Origin of the sequence: Klebsiella sp. A-Nf5, assembly GCF_002810545.1 — a bacterium.
GTDB classification, from domain to species: domain Bacteria; phylum Pseudomonadota; class Gammaproteobacteria; order Enterobacterales; family Enterobacteriaceae; genus Klebsiella; species Klebsiella variicola.
This window is the reverse complement of record NZ_PIOG01000090.1, coordinates 1-21,372: the sequence shown is the minus strand read 5'-3', so window position 1 is coordinate 21,372 and position 21,372 is coordinate 1. Positions and strand designations below refer to the sequence as shown.

The window sequence follows — 21,372 nt, the reverse complement described above, 5'->3', positions numbered from 1 at the left end:
CATCATTCTTTATCTCCGACACGTTCTTCGGTATCGCGAAGGCATTTGGGCCACTTAAGCCGCGGATGACGCAGACTGCCATCTGGCGTGTACTCGTGAAAATTCACCTTCACAATACGGCCCATGTACTTGTCCTGGTTATGCCAGATCTCATCGAGGTAGCGATGTTTGATTCCAGAAGCGCGAACCTCGGTTCCATCTTCGAGGCGAATAACGATTTTGCCGAGCGTATGAGCAAAGCCGGCATCCGGATCTCCAGGTAGAAAGCCGATAATCTCCCCATCAGCTTCGTTTTCATCTTTTAGTTTCCACCAGCTGCGGGTGCGCTTGAACTCGTATACAGAATCCGGGTCTTTGCCCATCTCTCCTTCTTCGTTATCGTCCAGACGCTGCATAAATCGCTCTACAAAGTCTTCATGGCTGTAGATGATGTAGAAGGGGTGCATGTGAATGTCAGCCGCGTAATCCTGGCCGCGTGTATTTCTGAACCAGGCCACCAACAGTGAAAGGCGCTGTTTCAGCTTCATACCGTTCTTCTGGTATTCAACTGTTTTAGCCTGTACGCGCCACTCTGGTAGGAAGAAATCGAAGATATGATAGGTTGCGCCAACCGCCTTCACGTTCTTCTTGCGTAGCGCTGATACTGAATTGTTAAAAGAACCTGCAGTACCTTCACCATCGAAAAAGATGTGTTTGTAGCCGGAGAGCTTGCCCAGCTCCAGCATGGCAGGTTTCAGGTGATCGAGAGATGTAATCGGGTTTCCGGTACGAGACAGAAAGTTAACCTCTTCCTCGTCCACGATCACTTCACAAATAACCCGAAGACCATCCAGTTTGAGGCTGCCTATCATTGGCCATCTGGCTTTTGGATTTGCCTTGAAGGGGTACTTGTCGCCTTTTTCTTTATAGGCGGTGGCCAGCTGCACCTCAAACTTCGGGATCGGGTTGGCGAATACCTTATTGCAGAGACTAATGCCGACGCCGGCTTTCGGGTCTTTCAGCAGGAACCGGCGAAATACGTCCTGACCATCTGCACACATCGAAGCAACCAAAGACTCGACCGCAGTAATGGCTGCGTTCCCCGTAAGCTCCCGGGCAGCCAGTTTCTCCAGCAGCTCTATCGCCTTCTGATCACTGGGTACGGACTTGCTAAGTGGATCGGCCACTTTGTATTTCTTCACCCCGAAACGAACAAATGGGTTCAGCATGAGTGACACCATTCTTTGTTCGAAGTCATCCATACTGGCCAGCGCCTCTTTCTTGGCGTTCGTTCCCATTGTTTTGATGGCATCCAGCTTATGTTTAAGCGCGATCAGCTTCTCCATTAGTCGGTCTTCTCCTTTAAGGTTTCTTTGATAAGTTCTGAATAAATCTCGCTGGCATCCGGCAGTCGGCCAGTTTCAGCAACGGTCGAAGATTGGCGCTTCCCTTTAATTCCACTGTAGATAGATGCACTGCCTCTCTTCGGCTGCAGAGTTCTTGCTGTTCGGTTTCTTTCCTCCACCTCTTCAATGAGCGCCAGCATATCGACGAAATACAGCGACTCACCTTGCCGGATCTCCTCCACCATCATTTTCAGCGCCTGGCATTTTCCGGCCGAAATAGCGGTCGCACAGGAGGTGAACGACGACGCCGGCAGTCGCTTCTCTTTGAAGGCAAGGATCGTGTGCTGACAGACGGTGTAGCTGCAGAACGAGGCATGTCCGTTAAGCTTCACTTCCGGGCAACGCAGCGAGTAGCCGTTGAGTCCAGAGATCGAAGGGATTTTTGATAAGTCAGTTTTGGTAGCCATTTCTCTAAATGATAATCTTGTACTTACTTACTACTAAGTTTAAATAACTCTGTACGGGGACACAGTACATAGTTACGGCTTACCAGGTGGCCCAGCCGGTCATCTTGTCACTTGCGGCTTCGTATCGATAAGGGGTTAGCAGGTCGTTTGCAGCATGAACGGCGTGGGATTTTGCTTCCTGAATCAGCATAGGCATTTCATTGGCCAAACGACTGATCTTACTTGCGTATTGAGCCAAAACCCCATCACAGATTCGGCCAGCCTCAACGATCACATTGATTAAATCCAGATCACTACGACACAAGTCGCAGATACGCCCATAGTCCAGCTCACGAACACGCGCTATAGCCTTGTTGTAATCTCCAGAGACAATCATTTCCAACAAGCCTGGTGGTGCCACCAGATCTACATGGCGCTTTTCAACATCGGGAGAAGTCATGACGCTGACGAAAGCCTCTCCTACTGTCTCGCATTTGCTCTCTACGGCTCTTAGAGTCACGTCCACGCTCTTCTCAAGCGTTTCTCTGCTTTCCATCTGGTAGCAGTTTGAGAAGATGATTTTGTCGTCATACCAGGCGCCAAAACGCGCGACTGGCCCAATGCCGGTCTCAAGCGGCGGGACGATGAACGCAACCAGAGCTACACGCTTTTGAACAGTACCTGGCATTTCAGGCGTCTTTGCGTACCACACCAACACCGACGTATGTGTCGCCCCTTCTTTGAGAGGAATGCAGGATAGCGCATTCGATATATGCTCTGATGCCGTGTTGAATGAGGCATCGATGATGCTCTCCAGTTCTCCCTCGCCAAGCTCTACGCCTGACTTCTTGATCATCTCTAAAACTGCCTGTTCGATATCTTCTTTCATGTGATGTCCTCCACAACCAGAGAGTAAATTATTACATTAAAATATGTAAGTAGCTACTTATCAAAAAGAGGCGGAGAGGTACATGATGGCAACAGACCAAAACAACAATGCATAGGCCCCAAGAGCGTTTGGCTCGGAACGTAGCAACTATGAAGACTTAACCTTACTAAAGCTGTTCGTACTCTGTTAATATATTGAAGCAAAAAACAAAGGTTATGCGATTTCCTTTTCAGCAAAGAATCTAACTTTGCAGAAAACAAATAATAACACGTATTGCTTAATAGGGGATTTTATGAAATTTTTTGATGAGTCTTATGAACATGAAGTTACTTCCATCACGAGTCATATAGCTAGTACTTTCCCCTTGTCAAATGATTTATCTAATAATCCGTTTGCTGCCGACGATTCAATTTTGTCTGATGTAATTATTTCACTGTCATGGCGCTATTTTATAGACTTGTATTTTAAGCATAGAGATTTACTCAACGAACACACACCATTTAATCAAGCAAATATAGAGGGTGGTTATCTCCCTAGCTTGTCAGAATTAAAAAGTGATAAACATTTCTTTTTATTTAAAATACTCAGATTAATATATGAATACAATTTTTGGACAGTGAGCGACACAAGACAACCACTTTTTTTAGATTTTTCCATTTTAGAAAGATTAGATAGACTGTCCCCAAAGGATAACATTCCAATTTCGTTCACCTGGATAGAACAAACAATGCCTGCAGCATTGGTTAAACACTTATTGCGGTCAGATAAATTCTCTCTTTTTAAAAACATTGCAACTAATGTAGGTGGCTTTGAGGAAGAAATTTCGAAGCAAATAAAAAATGGTATCAGCACGGCGCAAAATGAAGCAGAACAGTTAAAAGAAAAAATTGAGACTCTCGTTAACAATGCCGATTCGTCCATAAAGTCTCTTCAAGAATATGATGAAAAACTCAAACAGTATAAAAGTGAATATAACTTCGTTCTGTTGAGCAAAGCTTTCTCAAATCTTTTGAAAACCAAAAAAGCAGAATATGTCACAAATCACAGAAGTGTAATTATTTTTTCTTCATGGCTGATTGCCACGCCTTTATTTGCTTTATTGAATCATATCTATAATTTCTTCCCCGTGGAATTTAATTTAAATGCATTATTCTATTTCCTGCCGATATTATCATTAGAATTGTTATTTTTTTATTTTATGCGTCTATATTATATTGAGGGCAAGGCCATCAAGGCTCAGATACTTCAAATAGAACAGCGACTAAGTCTATGTGAGTTTATACATGACTACGTGGAGACCAAAAATAACTCCAGTGCTGAAAAGGAATCATGGTCGCTGTTTGAGAAGTTAATTTTCAGCCCAATACAGGTTACTTCTGAAAACATACCGTCTTTACTGGATGGCGCATCATCTATTGCGGAGTTAGCCGGAAAAGTATTGTCCAAAGATTCTAAATAACCATGTTGGCTGCCCTCTTTTGGCAGCCAACTTTGCGTCTCACGAATTAAACACTCTTATACCGAGAACCTTGCTCTGCAGCTCCAGCTGCTTAGAGTAGGGTTTTGCACGATAATAAGCTTTGAGAATTTGTTCCTGGGTGGCCTCTCCGGGATCTAGCCCTTCTTCTCCAAGACAGGCTATTTTCACATTTAACCCTATACTGGTTAATCGTCTGGCGGCCGCCATTGTGTTTCGGATCGCTTGCTTCTCGCTATCCCACATCATGATGACGTTTCGCAGACCATCAGCCTTTAACGACAGAAACGCGCCCAGCTGGTCTTCTGCATCTACAGTCGTGTTTCCGGACAGATGCATCCCGAACGTGCCAATGGGCTCTACGTAGTCCCGGAGTGTTTCCTCGTCGAATATGGCGCGCTTAACCCCCATGACATCAAAAGCCCCCTCACAGACGACGACGGTTTGCTTACCAACTGCGTTATGTCCGTTATAGAGAAACCTCCCGGATGCCGGCAGCTGCATTGGGAAGAGATATCGGCGTTCTGCTGCGCCGGTGACGTCACGCCCCTGGAATGTCTTCATCACCCCATTCAGATCGTAAATCGGTATCAGGATGCGCATATCGAATGCCTGCCCTTTTACCTGATCGGTATATGGGTCGACATAAGCATGTTTACCCTCGACGCAGTAACGCAGGTCAAAGTATTTGGCCAGTTCCGGGGTAATGTTCCGCTCAACAAGATAGTCCGGCAGCCGACCGTCAATTGGTAGTTCATAATGCCGCGGTAAAGCCACCGGGCCTTCAAGCTCCACAGCACTGGCCAGCACAACCTCTTCTTTTTTTGGCGTCCAACCTTGAGACAGGAGTGCGTTATGTACGTATTCCTCGAAGGCACGACGAGACTTACCGCTGTAGTGTTTGAGGAAAACCAGCTTATTAAATTGAATTTCTTCTGGGTGATCGCCGGCGAAGCATTTCCCGACGTTGTTGGTCAGGTTGAAATAGACCTTCCAGTTTGTGCTTCCACATACCGGACATTCTTTGATATTCACTTCGCGGCCGCGGGCGCTTACACCGCCGCGACGATAGATGATGCCTTCCATATCCAGCCATTGTTCGAAATCCAGCTCGGACAGTAACTCTTTGAGGTCACTCATTGTCATTTACCGCAGTTTTTAAAAGCAATATCTTGATAAGCCTCGGTTTTTGAATACCATAGAGGCTCATGTGTTTTTCCTTTTGTGATTAAACAAAAGGTAATTTGGAAGGGCGTGGGGCTGTTATCCGTCTTTGCCCCACGCCTATTTTTTAAAGAACTTCCATGATCCGCTCGATGAAGCGCATCTGTTCGAGGTTCTGCTTAACGCGAATACTCACCCCGCCCTTCTGGTTACGAGAACCAGCAAAATAGAGACGTGCTTCGCCTTTGGCTTCTTCCTCCTCAGTCTTGTTGATAGTGATGACTAAGTCGGCGATACGGACTTTTTCGATATTGTCCGCGGCGTGCATCATGGTGGCCACTTCGGATGAACCACCTTCACGGTTGGTCTGGGATGCCGTGATTCCTGCAACGTTGTGCTTATCGTAGAGAGCACGCAGATCGGTGTAGATGGAACGGATGTTCGCCCGGTCGTCACGGAGGTCGTAACTTGCTCGCATCAAGTCCGCATAGTCGACCACCACCATATCCGGGATCATGTCATTCGCTTTCATGCTATTGAGCATACGATCCAAATCTGCAGGCGACATGCTTCCAGATGGGCGCTCAACCACCCAGAGATTCCCCACCCCTTTCGTCGCGCCAAGCTCCGCGAGTTTCCGGTGAACGTCGTCACGTTGCTCTACCAGCTTTGACATCTCCGTTTCAGACAGCCGCGCATCGAAGCGATCGGAGAGAATCGAGGTATGTACTTCGAGAGAAAGATACAAAACGTTGTAGCCGGCCAGCGTTGCGTTAATGGAGAACTCCCCCATCGCTGTCGATTTACCTGATTTCGCAAACCCCATGAAGAGTACCATCTCACGTTTCGCCCAACCTTTTTGATAGAGCATACGATCCAGCAGCGGCAGGCCAGTGGTGATGCTGTTCGGCACGTAATCATCTGAGGCTTCATATTCACGAGCCTTGTAACGTTGCGCTGCAGAGGCGAAATAGTCATAAATGCCCGTCGCTTCGTTAGAACCGATCTGCTGCACTTTGGCCATGATGGCCATCGCTCCCTGGAAGTCGCCCTTCTCCTTCATCTCGGCCGCTTTAATCAACGCATCGTCGAACGCTACACTTTTAGCGAACGTCGCGACCTGGTCGACCATGTAAGCCGTATCAGAGAGTTTTTCCGAGAGCACCCGCTTAAACGCCGCCACAACGTCCGGGAACATCTCTTCTCTGATCGTCTTATCGCGTTTAGCACGCTTCAACATATCGAGGATGGCCGCCGATGAAGGCGCACTCTTATACATTCTGAAATAGCCCGATACCATGTTCACCAGTATGGCGTTCGCCGCATTGGAGAATTGGTTGGGGGCAACCAGATCGCCGGCACGAGTCAGAAACTCATGATCGCGGCAAAAATACGCCGCCAGACGATTCTGGAAGTCGTCGTCGAACTCTTCAGACAACCCTCGTCCCGTGTGGCAAAGTTCGGTCATGTGTTTGTTATCCTTTGGTGCTTAAACAAGTTGTTTTCTAATCGTAAAAATATGGAGCAGGCAATCAACACAGTCGCCGTGCTTCTTCCAGTTCTTCCGGGTAATGGGCATAGATAACGCGCTCGGGCACCAGCTCCATCAACCAGACAGCAGAGAAGATGGTGCGGATACGCTTATCACGGGTGATGTGCTTCAAACGCTCCAGAACCCATTCAAAGTAACGTTCCTGAATTGGGTCATGCTGCATGTCTCCTAAGTGCTTAAAACTCACTACAGAGTCATCCAGACGCGTTCCCGCACGATTGGCGAGTTTGCTTTCGAAGATCTCAATCAGTTCTGGCTGCCAGAGATGCTGAGGGCGAGGTAATTTGTCCCAGAGCCGGCGCGCAGCTGCAGAGAGAACGGTTGATATAAAATAGTCATAAGAGCAGCAATATCTATCTGCAAACTGGCGAGCTTTCCAAAGGGATGTTTTGTTCACCGCCGAGAGCTCTTGGTAAGGCAAGCGTTTCAGGCCAGTACTAAATGGCGCCGTCTCGAAATGCTCGCGGCCATGAGACAGCATGATCTGTGAGTATGCACGCTTATAGGCTTCCGTGAACAGGCAGGTTGCCATCAGCGGGTGCATGTCGCGATAGTCAAACCACTTCGTATCAAAGAGCTCAGCCTCCCCCTGGCATCGTGAAAGACCGATGTTTTCCGCAACCCACTTGTCCATGGCCGCTGTGTCCCACTCCATCATGAAGTCGTACTGGCCGTTGTTTATGGTGTCAAAAAAGATCTGGCTCATGCTCTCACCGATAGGTAATTACTTACTTACTATTTGGCAGATCATAGCGACTGGGAAGCAGTTTGGAAAGAGGAATCAGAAGGGTGGGCACTGGAGTGTTCTTGTATCAAAGACCTGCTTCTGTATATTAGTATACTTCCTGTATTAAAAATAATACAGAAGCAGGCAAATATTAATCAATATTCATCTTTAACAATCTTTCAACTCTGATTTTATTCAATTGCGAAGTTCTTGCCACTCTTTTAATTGCCGCTATTGCTTTATCAGTTATTTCAGTCTGGCCAGGTATAGGAGCAACATGGTCGTCAAATTTAAGAAGGCCATGCCTAATCTTATCTAAAACATCTTCGTCACAGGTAATAATCCAGTTGTAATAATCATCTTCACTGTATGCATTTAAAGCATCAATATGTAATGAAGAGTAATTATTACTGTTAGATAACCGACCAAGCAACTCGTCTAAATCATATTCGGTCTTTCTTATTTGATTTAATTTATCATTAATCAATTCATATAAGCCTTTATGTTCAATGGTGCTGTTCATCAATAAATTATATTCTTTATTAAGTGCATTTCTACTAATGAGATCATCAACATATTGAGTAATATAACTATCGCAGTTAACGCCTAATTCCTCTAAAATAATAAAAATCGAGGAAACCTTGCTAAGAGGTATTCTGGACTTATACTCCTCTATTGCTCCTTTCAATGCAGCAACAAAATCATCTTGGTTTGTATTGAAAGAATCTCTAAAAACACTCCATATTTCATCTAACTTTCTATTTATCGCTATATCTTCATAATCTTTATTTTTAGCCTTCACCGCACTTTCAAAACTGAAGTTGGAAAGCAAATATCCATGCTTAAAGTAAAAATCAATCCCGTGATCAAATAAATTATCAGAATTTGTAAATGAAATATCTAACTGCTCTATGAATTTTTCAACAGTAGACATTTCATCATCATCTGAATGATAACTATCAAGCATGGCTCTGGGCTGAATTTTATTGAAGAATTCATCATAGGGCAACTCGCCAGCCCCTGAGTAAAATACATATGCAAAAAGCACTACTCTGAAAGTAAAATCTTTCCGCACTTCCCTACGCGCTGTTGTGAATTCAGACTCAAATGCGTAAAGAGTCTTTTTTATTTTGTTTAATATTCTAATATTTTTTAAATTTAAATCGTCTGCCGCACTAATTATAAATTCAAAATTCGGATCGTTATGTGAAAATATTTTTTTGACATTATCAATGACGTCAGGTTTATACATAATGTCACGATCGACAATTTTTTCTCGATATTCTATAAATTGTTTTTCTTCATCAATCTTAGTTAAGTTATTTTCATTGTAAATTAGTATTATCTTACATGCTTTTGATCTTGCAAGGTCATCAACTAACCCCATGAAATCTTTTATCTCTAATGAGCTACCCTTTCTCTCAAGATCGTCAAAACAAATTAAATATTTATTTACATAATTATAACCATCAAAAATTGTAAATTCGGAGGATTTAAGGCCAAAACCGCTTATCCCTATGCTAAAGTTATTAAAGATCTTTTTACTTACTTTGTTATACCTTACGCACTTATATACTCCCGAGAAAAACCTCTCCATCATTTGTTGTTTTTTCTCTAGTAAATCCTCTCTATAAAGTTTTTGATTAAGCGGTATTGTGGAAGGGAATATTTTTTTCTTAATTTCTCCAATAGAATTAAGACCAAATAGAGAAACATATGAATATGCAATCTGTTCAATTTCTCTTTTATTTCTTTTACCTTCGTAGTAACGGTTCCAAAAATGTGTTTTTCCTACTCCCCATTCACCTTTAATTACTGCAACCCTGTCATCAGAATCCAAAAATTCATCTAAAATTTTTGTTATGGACATAATTAATTCTCCTAAGAGAAAGGCGCTTAACGCGCCTTCAATCAATTCTTTTTCATCAACTCGCGCTTTATTTCGTCAGTACGCATCGTCACATCGGCTGCGGTGATCGCCTCGTTCATCTTTACGATGTCCTCAATTTCCTGCGGGGACTTCTCTGCCAGATGGAAAATGGCTGCACGTATCACATCAGAACGGGTGAACTTCTCGAAGCGAGGGATGAACTTCATCATCTCCAGTAATTCGAAATACTCGTCTTCAAGTGACATTGTGCGGCTTTTGATTTTCTCTTTGCCACGTGTTGGACGGCCTTGTGGACGGACAGGCTGGCGCATCGGGGTGCTGCTTTTAGGCGCAGCAGCTTCTGCAGCCGGACGTTTTGCCAGATCACCCATTTTCATGGACATTATTCACCCTCCAAGGTCATTACGTATTCTACTAATGCTTCAATCTCGGCCTCAGCCTTTTTGTCGCGTTCGGCTCCGGTCATCTCAAATATGGAACGACCCGCCTCTTCGGCATCGTCATAGACGTTGCGGTTGTAAAGATTCACCGGTACCGCCTCGATGCCAAAGGTTTCGACAATTTCTTTTGCAGCGATAATGCGCGCAGCCTGGGAGGGCAGAGACGGGCACTGGTTCATTACAGCACGGATTTTGATTTGGTCATTCACGCTGCTAACGCTGTCGACGATGGGGTCGATGTCACGCAAGGATTTCAGATCGCGGCGTTTCGGGCGAAGCGGGATAAGGATCACGTTGGCCATCAGCATAGCCTGGCGCTGAATTTCGGAGTCGAAACCACCAGCGTCAACGACGACGTAATCGAAACGGCCGCGAAGCGAAGTGATGTGTTTGATGATGTCATCCTGGACATAGGCGAACGGGATCAGCTCCAGTTCTTCATTGTGCCGGCGGTCTTCACACCACCCTGTCGTGGTGCGCTGGATGTCGATATCAGTGATCTGGACTTTCTTTTTCTTTTTGATTTTCAGACAGGCTGCAATTTGCTGAGCAACAGTCGATTTGCCTGGGCCACCTTTGGTGCCGCCCACCACAATGATCTGAGTCATTCGTGATATCCCTACGTGTGATTTATCGTCGTATGAAACAACTTGTTTTCTTATATGCGATATAGCCTAAATGCCTACGGCTGCGGTGTAAAGGTTAAATGGTAGGTGGTTCATATCAAATGTATAAAATCGCCTTGCGCCTGCATTGACGCCTCTACATTCACAGGTTAGTATTTCACCAGGTGGTGATGGTCACCTGGCGCCTGTCTCGCAAAGCAATAGCCCATCATTCTGCAGTACCCAACACTTGGCCGCCATCATTATGACGCTGCCCGGTTAACAGGCTATCGGTATGCGTCTAATGTGTGGAAACATAGCCATGTCTAACTACTCTGGTTTAAACATTCTCAAAAGCAAAGCTAAAGATTTAGCTAAAAAACAAGGGATTAAGCTAACGGAAGCTCTTGAAGCCATCGCTATCGATGCAGATTTTTCGAACTACCATGAGCTTTCATCTGTGGCGAAGCGATTTCCATTAGAACCTCGGTTAATGAAGGCCGCTTTTGGCGAGACGCACTTCGAAAACGTCATTTATTCGAGTGATGTGTACGTTCAATTTGAGATGGCTGTTGAGGAACTTTTATCCGATGCGGTTGCTTCAACCAATGCTAATGGTTTTGCAGTATATGACCTCGAGCCAACTGAAGTTCAGTATGACGAGGAAAAGGGACTGTTGAACATGACTGTGTCGTTCAGTTATGAAGGTGAGCAAATGCCAGACCATTTTTTCTCCGGTACATCATTCTTCTTAACAGCAAATGTTCCTCTTATTTATCGTGATAATAATTGGCTAATCGCTGAAGAAGGTATCGAAATAATATCTTCAGACTCAAATGCAGATCCTGACAGCGACTGGTACGACCTTACAGATAGCTGATAAAAAATGCGCTTTGGTGTTAACCAAAGCGCCTTCTACCTGATATTGATAGTAATGCAATCACCACTTACACAACCGCTCACCGAGCGTGTTGTGGATCAGGATTTCTCTCTCAGTTTCTTCTGTCAGGGCGTCGTCCTTGCTGATGTAGATAGGGTTAGCCCCATCGCAGAATTGTACGCCCACGGTCTGAGGTTTAATCACGCATCCACTTATCGCGAAGCTCGCGATGAACGGCAGAAGCATCCTTAGTCCTGACTTCATTAATCGTCTCATTTTTCACATCCACTGTGCCTTGAAGCCGTTTGTTGGTTTCTCTCTGCGCCTTTTCTTCCATGGCCCGCCGGGCAGCGCGTCCACCCCAGGTGTACGCCCCAACGAGCACAAAGAAGACGGCAGCCAAAGTCATGATGGTCGATTTGACCTTTGAAAGCAGGCTGCCGTTCATGGTTACACCACTCCTGCCTGATGCTTACGAACTTGCGACCAGGCAATAAAGCCGGCGACAACAATGGTCGCAATACCGAAGATAATGCGAACGGTATCCCCGCTAGTGATATGTCCCTGGGCCTTATCCATCGCAACGGAGATCTGCGGCATTACGTCCGCCAGCTGCGCAATACCGATACCTGCAGTCACCGTTGCGCCGGCTGTTTCTTTCGTGACGGGTACGGCTTTCACTGAAGTTACCGGTTTAACGACGCCGGCGCGACGCATACCTTCGTCAATAACTTCGGCCGAATACCAGCTGTTGAGTGTTTTCAACGGGCCACGACCGTTCTCATGACGAATGATCGCCTCCACCAGCGGCCGCATAGTATTGTAGTCATGCAGATCGATGATCATGTCCGGCGTCACGCCTACAGCTTTAGAGACCTCATTGATATAGGCGGTCGTGTTGTTTTCATGCGGTGGCGCCCAACGCTCGATGACTTCGCGGATCGTGTCGATGCTGGAGCCGTCTTTTGCGCGGCGCTTATCATGGTAGGTGATGAGCGTTACTGTCAGTGCTCGAATCCCCCATACGGGGTCTTTAAAAGTGCAGAACCGCGGTTCCGCCGGGTTGTTTACTAACCCTTGCCACGGCGACCCTTTATCCAGGTTGCCAGGGTTATTGTTACGAATGCCTCTTGGAGTACTCATCCTTGTTCTCCTGTTATTGCAGTCCATTTTTCACGCCATAAGCGGCCAAACCCAAAAGCAGCACGGTGATCAGGAACGAGGTAATTTTGGAAATAATGCCTCCAAAGAACCCGCTTGAAATCGTGTCGAGCCGATTAAGAAGTTTGTCCAAGTTGGAATGCTGAATGCTATGTTGCGCCGGAGTCATATCACCAAAGTAGGTTCGCAGCTGATCGTTGACCTCCTGGCCAATATCATCGCGAAGCTCCTTACTTAATTTTCCTACGACTTCGCGCGCAACAATGGCGGCAATACGTTCCACCTGCTCTGGCGTCACGCCTACCATCTCGTTTGACATGTCTTCCTCCATGAATAAGTCAAATCGGATGGCAGATTTATATCATAAATTATAGATTAATTGTAGGTAAGTACTTACATACAATAATTATTCCTTTTAAGCCGCTTTTGCTGATGTGCTCATCACTAAATCCTTTAGATTTTGTATCTCACCTTTTAGTTTTTCGATACATTCGTATTGCTCCTGAACGGTAGTTACCAGGTCTGCGACAATTGCTGTCTGATCTACGTTTAGGATATTGATCTTCTCACCTTCAATTTCTACATCACCACTTTGAAAGGTATAAAGCGAGTCAACCTGTTCAGCTTGTTGAGCAATAAATCCGCGCCTCCGGCGTGTTTCACCCTTCATGTTGAACTCGCAGACCCCCAGCGCGTTAATGCGTCTGGATGCCCCTTCCTGGGATTCTGTAAATCCGTCTTTTAGACGAACATCAGAACCGGTAGTCATGACGTCGCCTTTGCCGGTTGTGATCGTCCCCCCTGGTCGAAAAAGCCATGCATCTGTTCGACCATAACCATCGAGATAGACAACCGCCCTATGCTCTTCTCCTACCCGTTCCTCAATATAGTAGTTCGCAACGGCGCCGCGAGCATCTCCATACGCGCCACGTCCTTGAATCATTGACTGGAACGGCGCGCCAGTGAGCAACTGACCGTTAGACGGTGCGCCTGGGGCAATATTTCTGGCCATCATTGCACCCCAAGCGTACAGGTGCCTTTTGCACATAAAGGCACCTTCAAGAGTTAACTCACCTGCTGTATTTTCAATCAGTCGGGTCGTGTAATCTGAAGTGCTGTTGTTGAAATGAAAATCGATATACGGCGTGGTAAATGACAATTCAATACTGGCCGCAGATACTTTAGTCCCAGCGTTTATGCTTCCACTTCCCGTAATGTCCCCTTTTACAGTGGCCTTCCCTGCAACCGAAAGGTTATTGATCACTTCTGCATTACCACTACTATCTACGCCAAAGATTTCAGTCTGGGCATCAGTAGCTGAAATGCGGTCTGCCGCGCTTTTTACGACAGAAAAGCGAGTAGATTTACCAACCATCAACTTGCCAAAAGTACCGTTCTTTTTGACAAGGCCAATATCGGAATTTCTACCGAGGATAAATCCCGAGTCATCGCTAGATATTGTTTGATTACCAGTAAAGGTGTTTCCGCCTGACAGTTTTGCCATTCCTGATATAGCCGGAACGGTCACTGAAACTCCTGTGATAGGGTCCGTCATCGTAATATTGCCACTTCCAGTCAGCGCTGTAGACCATCCCTGGACAACATTACGCCAAAGAGTGAATGCACTGGCTAGTTGGTTCGCAAAAGACGATGTGCTGGCGGTTTCAGATGTAATAATGCCATATTTCACTCCAGTGAAAGCGGACGTTATATTTCGCGTCAGAGTCAGCTGTGTATCACTGTCGACAGATTTGATTGCATACAGATCTGCGCTCCCACTGCGATAAACGACAAGAATCGAACCCTCCTGAATACCAAGAGCAGTTTCAGACCATTTGGTAGAAGTGCCTGTGATCTTTGCCTGATTTGCTGCACCTGTGATGGTGCCTACTTCATACATTGCCATAATTACATTCCTTGTAATTTTAATGAGCGGCTCTCAAAGAGCCGCCTGAAACTTAAGCCAGAGAGATGGAGCCCGTAGTTCTGTACATCGAGATCACCCCTGTAAATCGGAACTGTCCGCTGTCTCCGCGGTTTGGCCACTGGATCGTAATATTCTGCGTTTGACCGTAATTCGATGCAGGTATACGAATAGAGAAAATTGATGTTTCAAAATCCTTACCTTCATTTCCAGAGTCAAACGTCCATACGACTGTTTCATCAACGCGGATTGTTACGTTTTGACGCCAAGTCTGTTGAATGCTAATTGAACCGTTAAACACCATACGGCGTTCGAATGGCATACCCTGCACTGAAGCAATAGGATAACGAGTGCCTGATGATGTGTCGGCGGTAGGCGGCCAGTTCTTAACTACACGGTCGGTCATTGTCACAACGTCACCAACAATTTTATTGGCTTGAACAGTACCAAGCACAGTGCAGTTCTCATTAATAGTCACGTTGTTCAGTACACCGGTATTAGCGTGAACTTCACCACGAATAACTACGTTGTTGAACTGTGAACTACCGTCTTTTCCTATTCTCCAGCCATTTGAACCGTTAACGAAATTGTCAGAACGGATTTCGCCTCCAATTTTCGCATTGGTGATCGAACCATCTTTAATGACAGCGGCATTAATATACGCAACGCCATTTTCGATAACGAAAGGTGTAGTTGTATTCCCGTTAGAGGTGTTAATTAAGCCGAAGCGATCAGCCTGAACCAGAAACTGGCTTTGCAAATTTTTGCCATCGATACCTAAAGCGATACCAGCAGCATACTTTTTACCGTTGCTGTTGGTTTCCATTTTGACCATCCAGGTGCTGTTAACGTTGCCGTTTTCAACAACCGTTTTCTTCAGCTCTTGCAGCTCAGCCGTCTGATCGCCTACCTGGGCAGTCAAATTCGTCTGCTGCAGAGACAGTGCGCTTATCGTTGTGGCCTGGGTCTGCTGAGTTGATTTAATTGCCGCCAGCGAAGTGGTGGCGTTATTCAACTCCGTCTGGTTCTTGATGTTTGCCGATGCCTGCGCATCAATTTGCGACTGCAAGCTGGTATTCAGCGACGACTGCGTTTTCTCGTTGTTGGTGATGGTCTGCGCCATCTGATCAACCTTCGAAGACGCATCATTCACCTGGGACGTCAAAGAGGAAAGCTGAGACGCCTGGGATGTCACCTGCCCTTCTACATTGGTAACACGTGAGGTAAGGCTAGTGAGCGCGGATGCGTTCGCATTAGCCGAATCTTGAGCCTCTTTTGCGTCGGTGATATCGGTGACAACGACGTCATCGATATACAGATCATACCCCGGTGTACCAGTGCCAGTTGTGCCGCGGGTAGATACCCAAAATGCGCCGCGAGTGTGGCCAGCGGCTACACGGAGCGTACCAGTGAATTTCTTCCATGCGCCTCTTGCCCCCAATGCGGCTTCGTTGATAGTGATTGCCGTCGGCCAGTTATTGTTGTTGGCAGCGTTTTGGGTCTGCAAACCAACGAGCGTTGACCACCCAGAGGATGGCGACTGATCTGCCGGCATCATCGCCCAGAGTTCAATGCGGAATACCGCATTTTCACGCAGAGCAATCCACTTACCGATGGTTTTATCGCTGTTTCCGCCCTCACCGGCGCCGCGGGAAACACGCAACGACTTCGTTCCGCTTCGTTTCTGAGAGCTGACGACGACTGCACGCGAGCCGCTGATCTGCTGGTTTTCGGAGTACGTCTCCAGAGAACCATCAAACCACGGGTTGCTCCCCATCGCCTGAACAGTGCTCAAAGAGTTTTTGAGCGAAGTTGTCTGGCTGCTCTGGGTTTCAATTTCTTTCTCGTTCTGCGTGACGCGGTTCGTTAATGCCGTTAACGCAGCTGCATCCGCTTTCTTCGAAACATTTGTGTTTGTGGTCGCAAGGTCATTCTTAAGTTGCGTAACCTGGCTGCCCTGGCTGATGATGTCATTCTCTGTCTTGGTCACACGACTATCGAGCTTAGTGATCGCGCTCGAGTTCGCCTGAGTTTCAACAGAGTCGGTCACATCGACGACATAAAAATCATCAAAGTACATCGCGCCGGCTGACAAGAAAGCAGTGAACTGAACGTCAGCAAGGACATCCTTTGTCGCCTTCCATGTCCATGACACCTCCTGCCAGTTCGAAGTGAACGGGCCATAAGCCTTACTTGCAATCAGGCCATTACCGTCCGCCACACGGAATTTTGTATTGTCGGTCGACTGAATGGTGGTATTAGGGTCCTGCTTTGCCCAAATTCCAATTTTGTACGACCGATCCTTCTTGAAGGAGATCTTCTGGCCTACGCCTGCAGAACCACCCGCTGCTAGTTTGGCGGCTTTGGTGCCAAGATGTGGAACCTGCAGCGTTGCCACCGTGGCAATACCGCTCCAACCAGTGTAGCCCTCCGTACCACGCTCAAAAGACGGGTTTACGATCAGGTTGCCGGGGATCTGGCTTGCTGCATCCACGCTGGCGTTACTGGACGCAAGGCTGTTTTCCAGCGCTGTTGTCGAGGAGCTCAGGGAGTCAATATTATCCCCTTGGGTCTTCACTGTATTCTGGAGCGTGGTAATTGCAGATGCGTTCGCATCAGCCTTCATCATCACACCACCAGCGGCGCCCAGCCCCATCATTACCCCGTTCACAAACTCGACTGAGGTCGAAATGTGGGCGGTGCCGTCGCCACCGGTTGGCGCACGCAGTTCCAGACCATCGCCCGGCTTCATGCCTTTGCGGCCAAGGAGGATATAGGCACCACGATACGGCAGAGAGTTGACGACTTCGGATGTACCACCAAGAGATTCCAGGGCAGACAATACCTTACCTCGGTTGCCAGTTGGCTCATCGAATGTCAGGACACAAACGTAAGTCCCGCTGGCCAGCGCCTCGATATCGGCCGACATCGTGGCGCCATTATTCGCGCTGCCAAAGACATCGTATGTTTTGGAGGTCGCAATCACCGTTGATCCGTCGCTGTGTTTTGCAAAAGTGACCAGCGCCCAGCTGCGACCAGGGGTAAACAGATTCTTGCCGCTTTCATCAAACACCCCATGGGTAACGCTGTTGCCATTACCCCGTGCAGTGACAGTAAACACAGTGCGACGGTTCATCGAGGCCTGCAGGCTGGTAATGCTGCTGTTCGCCGCGGTTAAATCGTCACCCTGAGATGCCACCGTGTTCCGGAGATCCTGCAATGCAGAAGCATCAGCCTTCTTGGCAATGTTGTTTTGAGCTGTCGATAGCCCGTTTTCCAGCGATGTGGTGCGATTCCCGATAGAGCTAATGGAAGTGCCCTGCTGATTAACTTTCGTTGTCAGCGAGTCCACAGCCGACGCACTGGCGCTATCAGACGGAGACTCGTTCCAGTCGGAAACAACATTACCTACCTCAAACTTCGGACTGTTGATGTACACCGTCTGGTCTTTGGAGGTATTGCTCTCGATACGGCACAGAATCAGGCGCTTGGTACCCGTGGTAGGTGTCTGTTTCCACTTAACCCAATATCGGGCCCATGAAGTGGTCAGCGTGAACTGCGCACGGCCATCATTGTTGTTACCTTTCGCACCCTGGCTGGTCTCGATAGACGTTGTGGTGTTCGGATTGTAGAAGAACGCCGTCATCGTCTGGCCGGCAACACCACCTTTCGCATAGAAGCTGTAAACATACTCACCTGCATCGACCGGCGACTCAAGCGTGATTTCCCGCAAATCCCTGTAACCGGAGCCGGCTTTTACAGTTGCGCCAATTACCGCGTTACCACGATACGTATCGCTGACAACGTTCGACCAGCCGGTCATATCGCCGGAGTTCTTGATCAGGTTTGTACCGCCGACAGAAATTGCATCAACCTTGTTGTTCAGATTCGTGACAGAAGAACTCGTTGAGTTAATGTCTTTTTCGGTCTGGGTAACACGGTTGGTCAGTGCCGCCAGAGCATTGGCGTCCGCTTTTTGAGCAACGTTTGCATTTGTTGTTCTCAAATTGTTCTCAAGATTGGTAGTGCGTGTACCAATACTTGAGATGTTCTCCCCCTGCTGATTTACCGTAGAGGTCAGCGAATCAACCGCTTTCGCCGTGGCGTCGAGGGAATCCTGGACTTTGGAGGAGTCGGTTACGTTCCGCAGATGCCAGTCAGTCACATACCAGACGGTGCCGAATGGGCTGGACTGGTTAATTTGCAGGAATGGACGGAAGAAGCCGCGATCGACAATCCCCTGAGTAATTTTGAATCGCCAGGTTACTCGCTGCCATGTGGCCGACGCCTTGCGGTTGCCGCCGGATGACAGAGGCGCGCCCACGCTGCCGCTTGGCCTTGTTGCGGTTCCGAGATACAGGTTGAAATCAGCGGAGCCGGTACCACACGCGACGAGAGCAGACATTTCATAAACATCCCCCAATGTCGCCGGAATAGCAGCAAAATTTGGGTGATGGTCGCGAGCCGCAATGCGTGCGACATAAGCGTATGGGCAATTGGCTGGCACGCCCTCAGACGAGCTGGAAACCACAGTGAAGCCCATCTGACTAAACTCTGGGTCAAATGTCGGGTTGCTAATCAAATCGCCACTTGTCGCATTCCCTGCGCGTACAGATGAATTAAGCGCAGTGATACTGCTATTCGCAGAGGATAAGCCCGATTCTGTTTGATCGACGCGCCCGGACAACACGCTTAAAGCGCTCTGATCCGCTTTTTTACTGACGTTGTTATTGGTCGTTGCCAGGTCATTTGTCAGTTTGGTGATGCGGTTACCCTGACTGGTGATCTGGTCACCCTGTTGGGAGACGGTCGAGTCCAGTGTCGAAATCGCATTGGCATTAGCGTCTGCTGTACTTTGCGCATTGTAGGCATCAGTCACTTCGGTAATGACCAGGTCATCAATAAGGAATGAGTTTCCCGCCTTAACGCTGCTAACGTTAGGGATAGAAATCCTCACCATTGCCTGCTTAATACCGCTCTTCGTTGATTTCAGGTAACCAGAAACCTTCGTCCATTGAGCTGTAGACAGATCTTTCGCCGCTTTGGTTACTGCTGGCCACTGCCAGGAGTTGTCCTGATACTGGAGCGACAAGCCAATGGAGATCTGCGCATTCTCGGCCATAGCGGTGCTCTTGGCATCCAGCTTAACCCAGCATTCCATATAGAAGACTGCGTTATCGCGAACCTGGAACCCGCTGAAAATGTGATTATCGCTGTTATCAGTTGCGTTAGCGTTGTAATCATTCGGACGCGTCACACGGATGCACTTACTACCGCCATGCGAGTCATCAGTGGTCACGATAACGCGATTATTTGATAGATTGTGGCCAACCGCGTAGCTTTCAAAAGTGCCATCAGGAAGCAGATTAGCGCCGCGTTTGGATTGCTGGCTCAGAGAGCTGCTAAGCGACGTAATGTTGCTGTTCGCCGCCGTCAGTCCGGACTCCGTCTTCTCTACCCGACCTGTCAGCGTAGTGACTGCCGACTGATCGGCCTTTTTCGCGATGTTTGCGTCAGCGGCTTCGAGGTCATTGGTCAACTTAGTGATGCTGTTGCCCTGACTGATGATCTTGTCACCCTGCTGTGTCACCGTGCTCGACAACGTAGACAGCGCATCGCTATTAGCCTTGATCTTCACCTCATCCGTGATATCAAAGACCTTAAAGGTATCAACCCAGATTTCGGCATTAGCCGGGTGCGCGTAAAGCTTAAAGTTCTGACCATCAGCGTTAGAGGCAGTAAGCCCTGTTTCCCAGGTAATGGTCTGCCACTCACTGGTGAGTGTGACGTTTTTATCTTCATAATTGCTGTCGGTCTGGCCGATTTTGTTCTGGCGCCGGATCAACATGTTCATCGCCCCGGACACGCCCTTGGCTTTAACCACAACACGATATTTGCGCTGACCATTAAGCGGCAGCGGCTTGTTGTTGTTGGAGAAGATGCCTGGACTGGTAGTGGTCGTCCGGTTCAGCTTAACCCCAGCCTTACCATCACCGAAGTTGCCGAAAGTGACGCCAGCCGGATACTGGGTATCCCACGCAGTTGCACCCTGCAGGAAATCGTAGTTCGGGATCAGGTTGTCACCGGCGTTTCTGGCAGCGGTCAGGGTGTTATTCAGGTTCGTGATGCTGTTACCCTGGCTGGAAATCGTATCCCCCTGCTTGGAGACCGTATTTTGCAGCGTAGACAGCGCCTGTGCATCTGCCTTATTCGCCAGATTAGCGTTGGTCTGTTCGAGGCTATTTCGCAGGTCAGTAACGCTCTGTGAGGTGCTCGTGACGCGATCACCTACGGTGCTGACGTTTGAGGTGACGGCGCTAATGGCATTCGAAAGCGCGTTCATCCCAAGAGCAGAATTCAGCTGGGCTACCTTCTCGGACAGTTTAAAACCGAGGTTAATGTAAGCCTGACCAGTCCATTGGTTCACCAGGAACTCAACCGTGCTCCAGCCAGCTTTCAGATCAAAGCTAACCGTATTCCAGCTCGCATTACCAAAGGCAACCCTAACACCGTTCACGTACACGGCGCCCGTATCATCAAAAACACGAGACCCTGGTGCCATAGTGATGGTGGTATCAGCATTGACCTTCACGAAGGCTTTGTAATGCGCGATCACGTAACTGCCGGCGCTCGCAAAGTCCAGTTTTGCCGCGTCAGGAACCTCATCGATCGAGATTGGCGCCTTACCGTTGATGTCGCTAAAGGTCGGCTCAGTGGTATTGTTGGCCAGTTGTACGTTGTATACGCTACGCACCCACATGTTCTGCCGGCCGTTAACCATCTGGTTTGACAGCGAAGTGATGCTGTTGGAGTTAGACGTAATGTCTTTTCCCTGCTGGGTCACGGTGCTGTTGAGGGTTGATAACGCATTGGACGTCGCATCAATCGCTT

General features: G+C 47.7%; 16 protein-coding genes. 2 read left to right on the top strand and 14 right to left on the bottom strand.

Annotated elements, in window-relative coordinates; genetic code table 11:
• Positions 1 to 2: 2 nt before the first annotated feature.
• From CWM53_RS09060 to CWM53_RS09050, 3 genes are all read right to left on the bottom strand, one after another.
• Positions 3 to 1,325: a DNA ligase gene (locus tag CWM53_RS09060; protein WP_100730445.1), complete on the bottom strand. Its 1,323-nt coding sequence runs from the start codon at positions 1,323 to 1,325 to the stop codon at positions 3 to 5.
• On the bottom strand, positions 1,325 to 1,792 hold the full coding sequence (locus CWM53_RS09055; RefSeq protein WP_100730446.1) for a hypothetical protein: 468 nt from the start codon (positions 1,790 to 1,792) through the stop codon (positions 1,325 to 1,327). The genes CWM53_RS09060 and CWM53_RS09055 overlap by 1 nt, the downstream gene beginning before the upstream one ends.
• A gap of 79 nt (positions 1,793 to 1,871) precedes the next feature.
• Positions 1,872 to 2,660, bottom strand: coding sequence for a hypothetical protein (locus tag CWM53_RS09050; protein WP_100730447.1), 789 nt, complete (start codon positions 2,658 to 2,660; stop codon positions 1,872 to 1,874).
• A gap of 292 nt (positions 2,661 to 2,952) precedes the next feature.
• Between CWM53_RS09050 and CWM53_RS09045 the strand changes: the two genes are divergently transcribed.
• Complete coding sequence (locus tag CWM53_RS09045) at positions 2,953 to 4,119, top strand: hypothetical protein (protein ID WP_100730472.1); 1,167 nt, start codon at positions 2,953 to 2,955, stop codon at positions 4,117 to 4,119.
• Between the two features lie 39 nt (positions 4,120 to 4,158).
• On the opposite strand, the gene CWM53_RS09040 is transcribed toward CWM53_RS09045, so the two are convergent.
• The 6 genes from CWM53_RS09040 to CWM53_RS09015 form a co-directional block, all read right to left on the bottom strand.
• The gene (locus tag CWM53_RS09040) at positions 4,159 to 5,283 is read right to left on the bottom strand and encodes a DNA primase (protein WP_165785050.1); all 1,125 of its coding nucleotides are present in this window, start codon (positions 5,281 to 5,283) and stop codon (positions 4,159 to 4,161) included.
• 145 nt (positions 5,284 to 5,428) lie between these two features.
• Complete coding sequence (locus tag CWM53_RS09035; protein ID WP_100730449.1) at positions 5,429 to 6,769, bottom strand: DnaB-like helicase C-terminal domain-containing protein; 1,341 nt, start codon at positions 6,767 to 6,769, stop codon at positions 5,429 to 5,431.
• Between the two features lie 64 nt (positions 6,770 to 6,833).
• The gene (locus tag CWM53_RS09030) at positions 6,834 to 7,559 is read right to left on the bottom strand and encodes a hypothetical protein (protein ID WP_004110190.1); all 726 of its coding nucleotides are present in this window, start codon (positions 7,557 to 7,559) and stop codon (positions 6,834 to 6,836) included.
• 172 nt (positions 7,560 to 7,731) lie between these two features.
• Positions 7,732 to 9,450, bottom strand: coding sequence for a P-loop NTPase fold protein (locus CWM53_RS09025; protein WP_133123805.1), 1,719 nt, complete (start codon positions 9,448 to 9,450; stop codon positions 7,732 to 7,734).
• Positions 9,451 to 9,491: 41 nt separating this feature from the next.
• Positions 9,492 to 9,848, bottom strand: coding sequence for a hypothetical protein (locus tag CWM53_RS09020; RefSeq protein ID WP_165785056.1), 357 nt, complete (start codon positions 9,846 to 9,848; stop codon positions 9,492 to 9,494).
• Between the two features lie 5 nt (positions 9,849 to 9,853).
• Positions 9,854 to 10,519 (bottom strand): AAA family ATPase, encoded by a 666-nt coding sequence (locus CWM53_RS09015; protein WP_021313115.1) that lies wholly within the window; start codon positions 10,517 to 10,519, stop codon positions 9,854 to 9,856.
• A 319-nt stretch (positions 10,520 to 10,838) separates the two neighbouring features.
• Here CWM53_RS09015 and CWM53_RS09010 point away from each other — a divergent pair, with 319 nt between their 5' ends.
• Positions 10,839 to 11,396: a hypothetical protein gene (locus CWM53_RS09010; protein ID WP_100730473.1), complete on the top strand. Its 558-nt coding sequence runs from the start codon at positions 10,839 to 10,841 to the stop codon at positions 11,394 to 11,396.
• A 196-nt stretch (positions 11,397 to 11,592) separates the two neighbouring features.
• Here the strand turns inward: CWM53_RS09010 and CWM53_RS09005 are convergent, their stop codons facing one another.
• The 5 genes from CWM53_RS09005 to CWM53_RS31665 form a co-directional block, all read right to left on the bottom strand.
• Positions 11,593 to 11,844, bottom strand: a complete 252-nt coding sequence (locus CWM53_RS09005) for a hypothetical protein (protein ID WP_032422981.1) — start codon at positions 11,842 to 11,844, stop codon at positions 11,593 to 11,595.
• A 2-nt stretch (positions 11,845 to 11,846) separates the two neighbouring features.
• Positions 11,847 to 12,539 (bottom strand): hypothetical protein, encoded by a 693-nt coding sequence (locus CWM53_RS09000; RefSeq protein ID WP_100730452.1) that lies wholly within the window; start codon positions 12,537 to 12,539, stop codon positions 11,847 to 11,849.
• Between the two features lie 13 nt (positions 12,540 to 12,552).
• The gene (locus tag CWM53_RS08995) at positions 12,553 to 12,876 is read right to left on the bottom strand and encodes a hypothetical protein (protein WP_100730453.1); all 324 of its coding nucleotides are present in this window, start codon (positions 12,874 to 12,876) and stop codon (positions 12,553 to 12,555) included.
• Between the two features lie 96 nt (positions 12,877 to 12,972).
• A complete protein-coding gene (locus tag CWM53_RS08990) occupies positions 12,973 to 14,463 on the bottom strand; it encodes a tail fiber domain-containing protein (protein ID WP_100730454.1) in 1,491 nt (496 codons plus the stop codon).
• Positions 14,464 to 14,515: 52 nt separating this feature from the next.
• Positions 14,516 to 21,372: phage tail tip protein (locus CWM53_RS31665; protein WP_133124345.1), on the bottom strand; the 6,857-nt coding region annotated here is incomplete at its 5' end.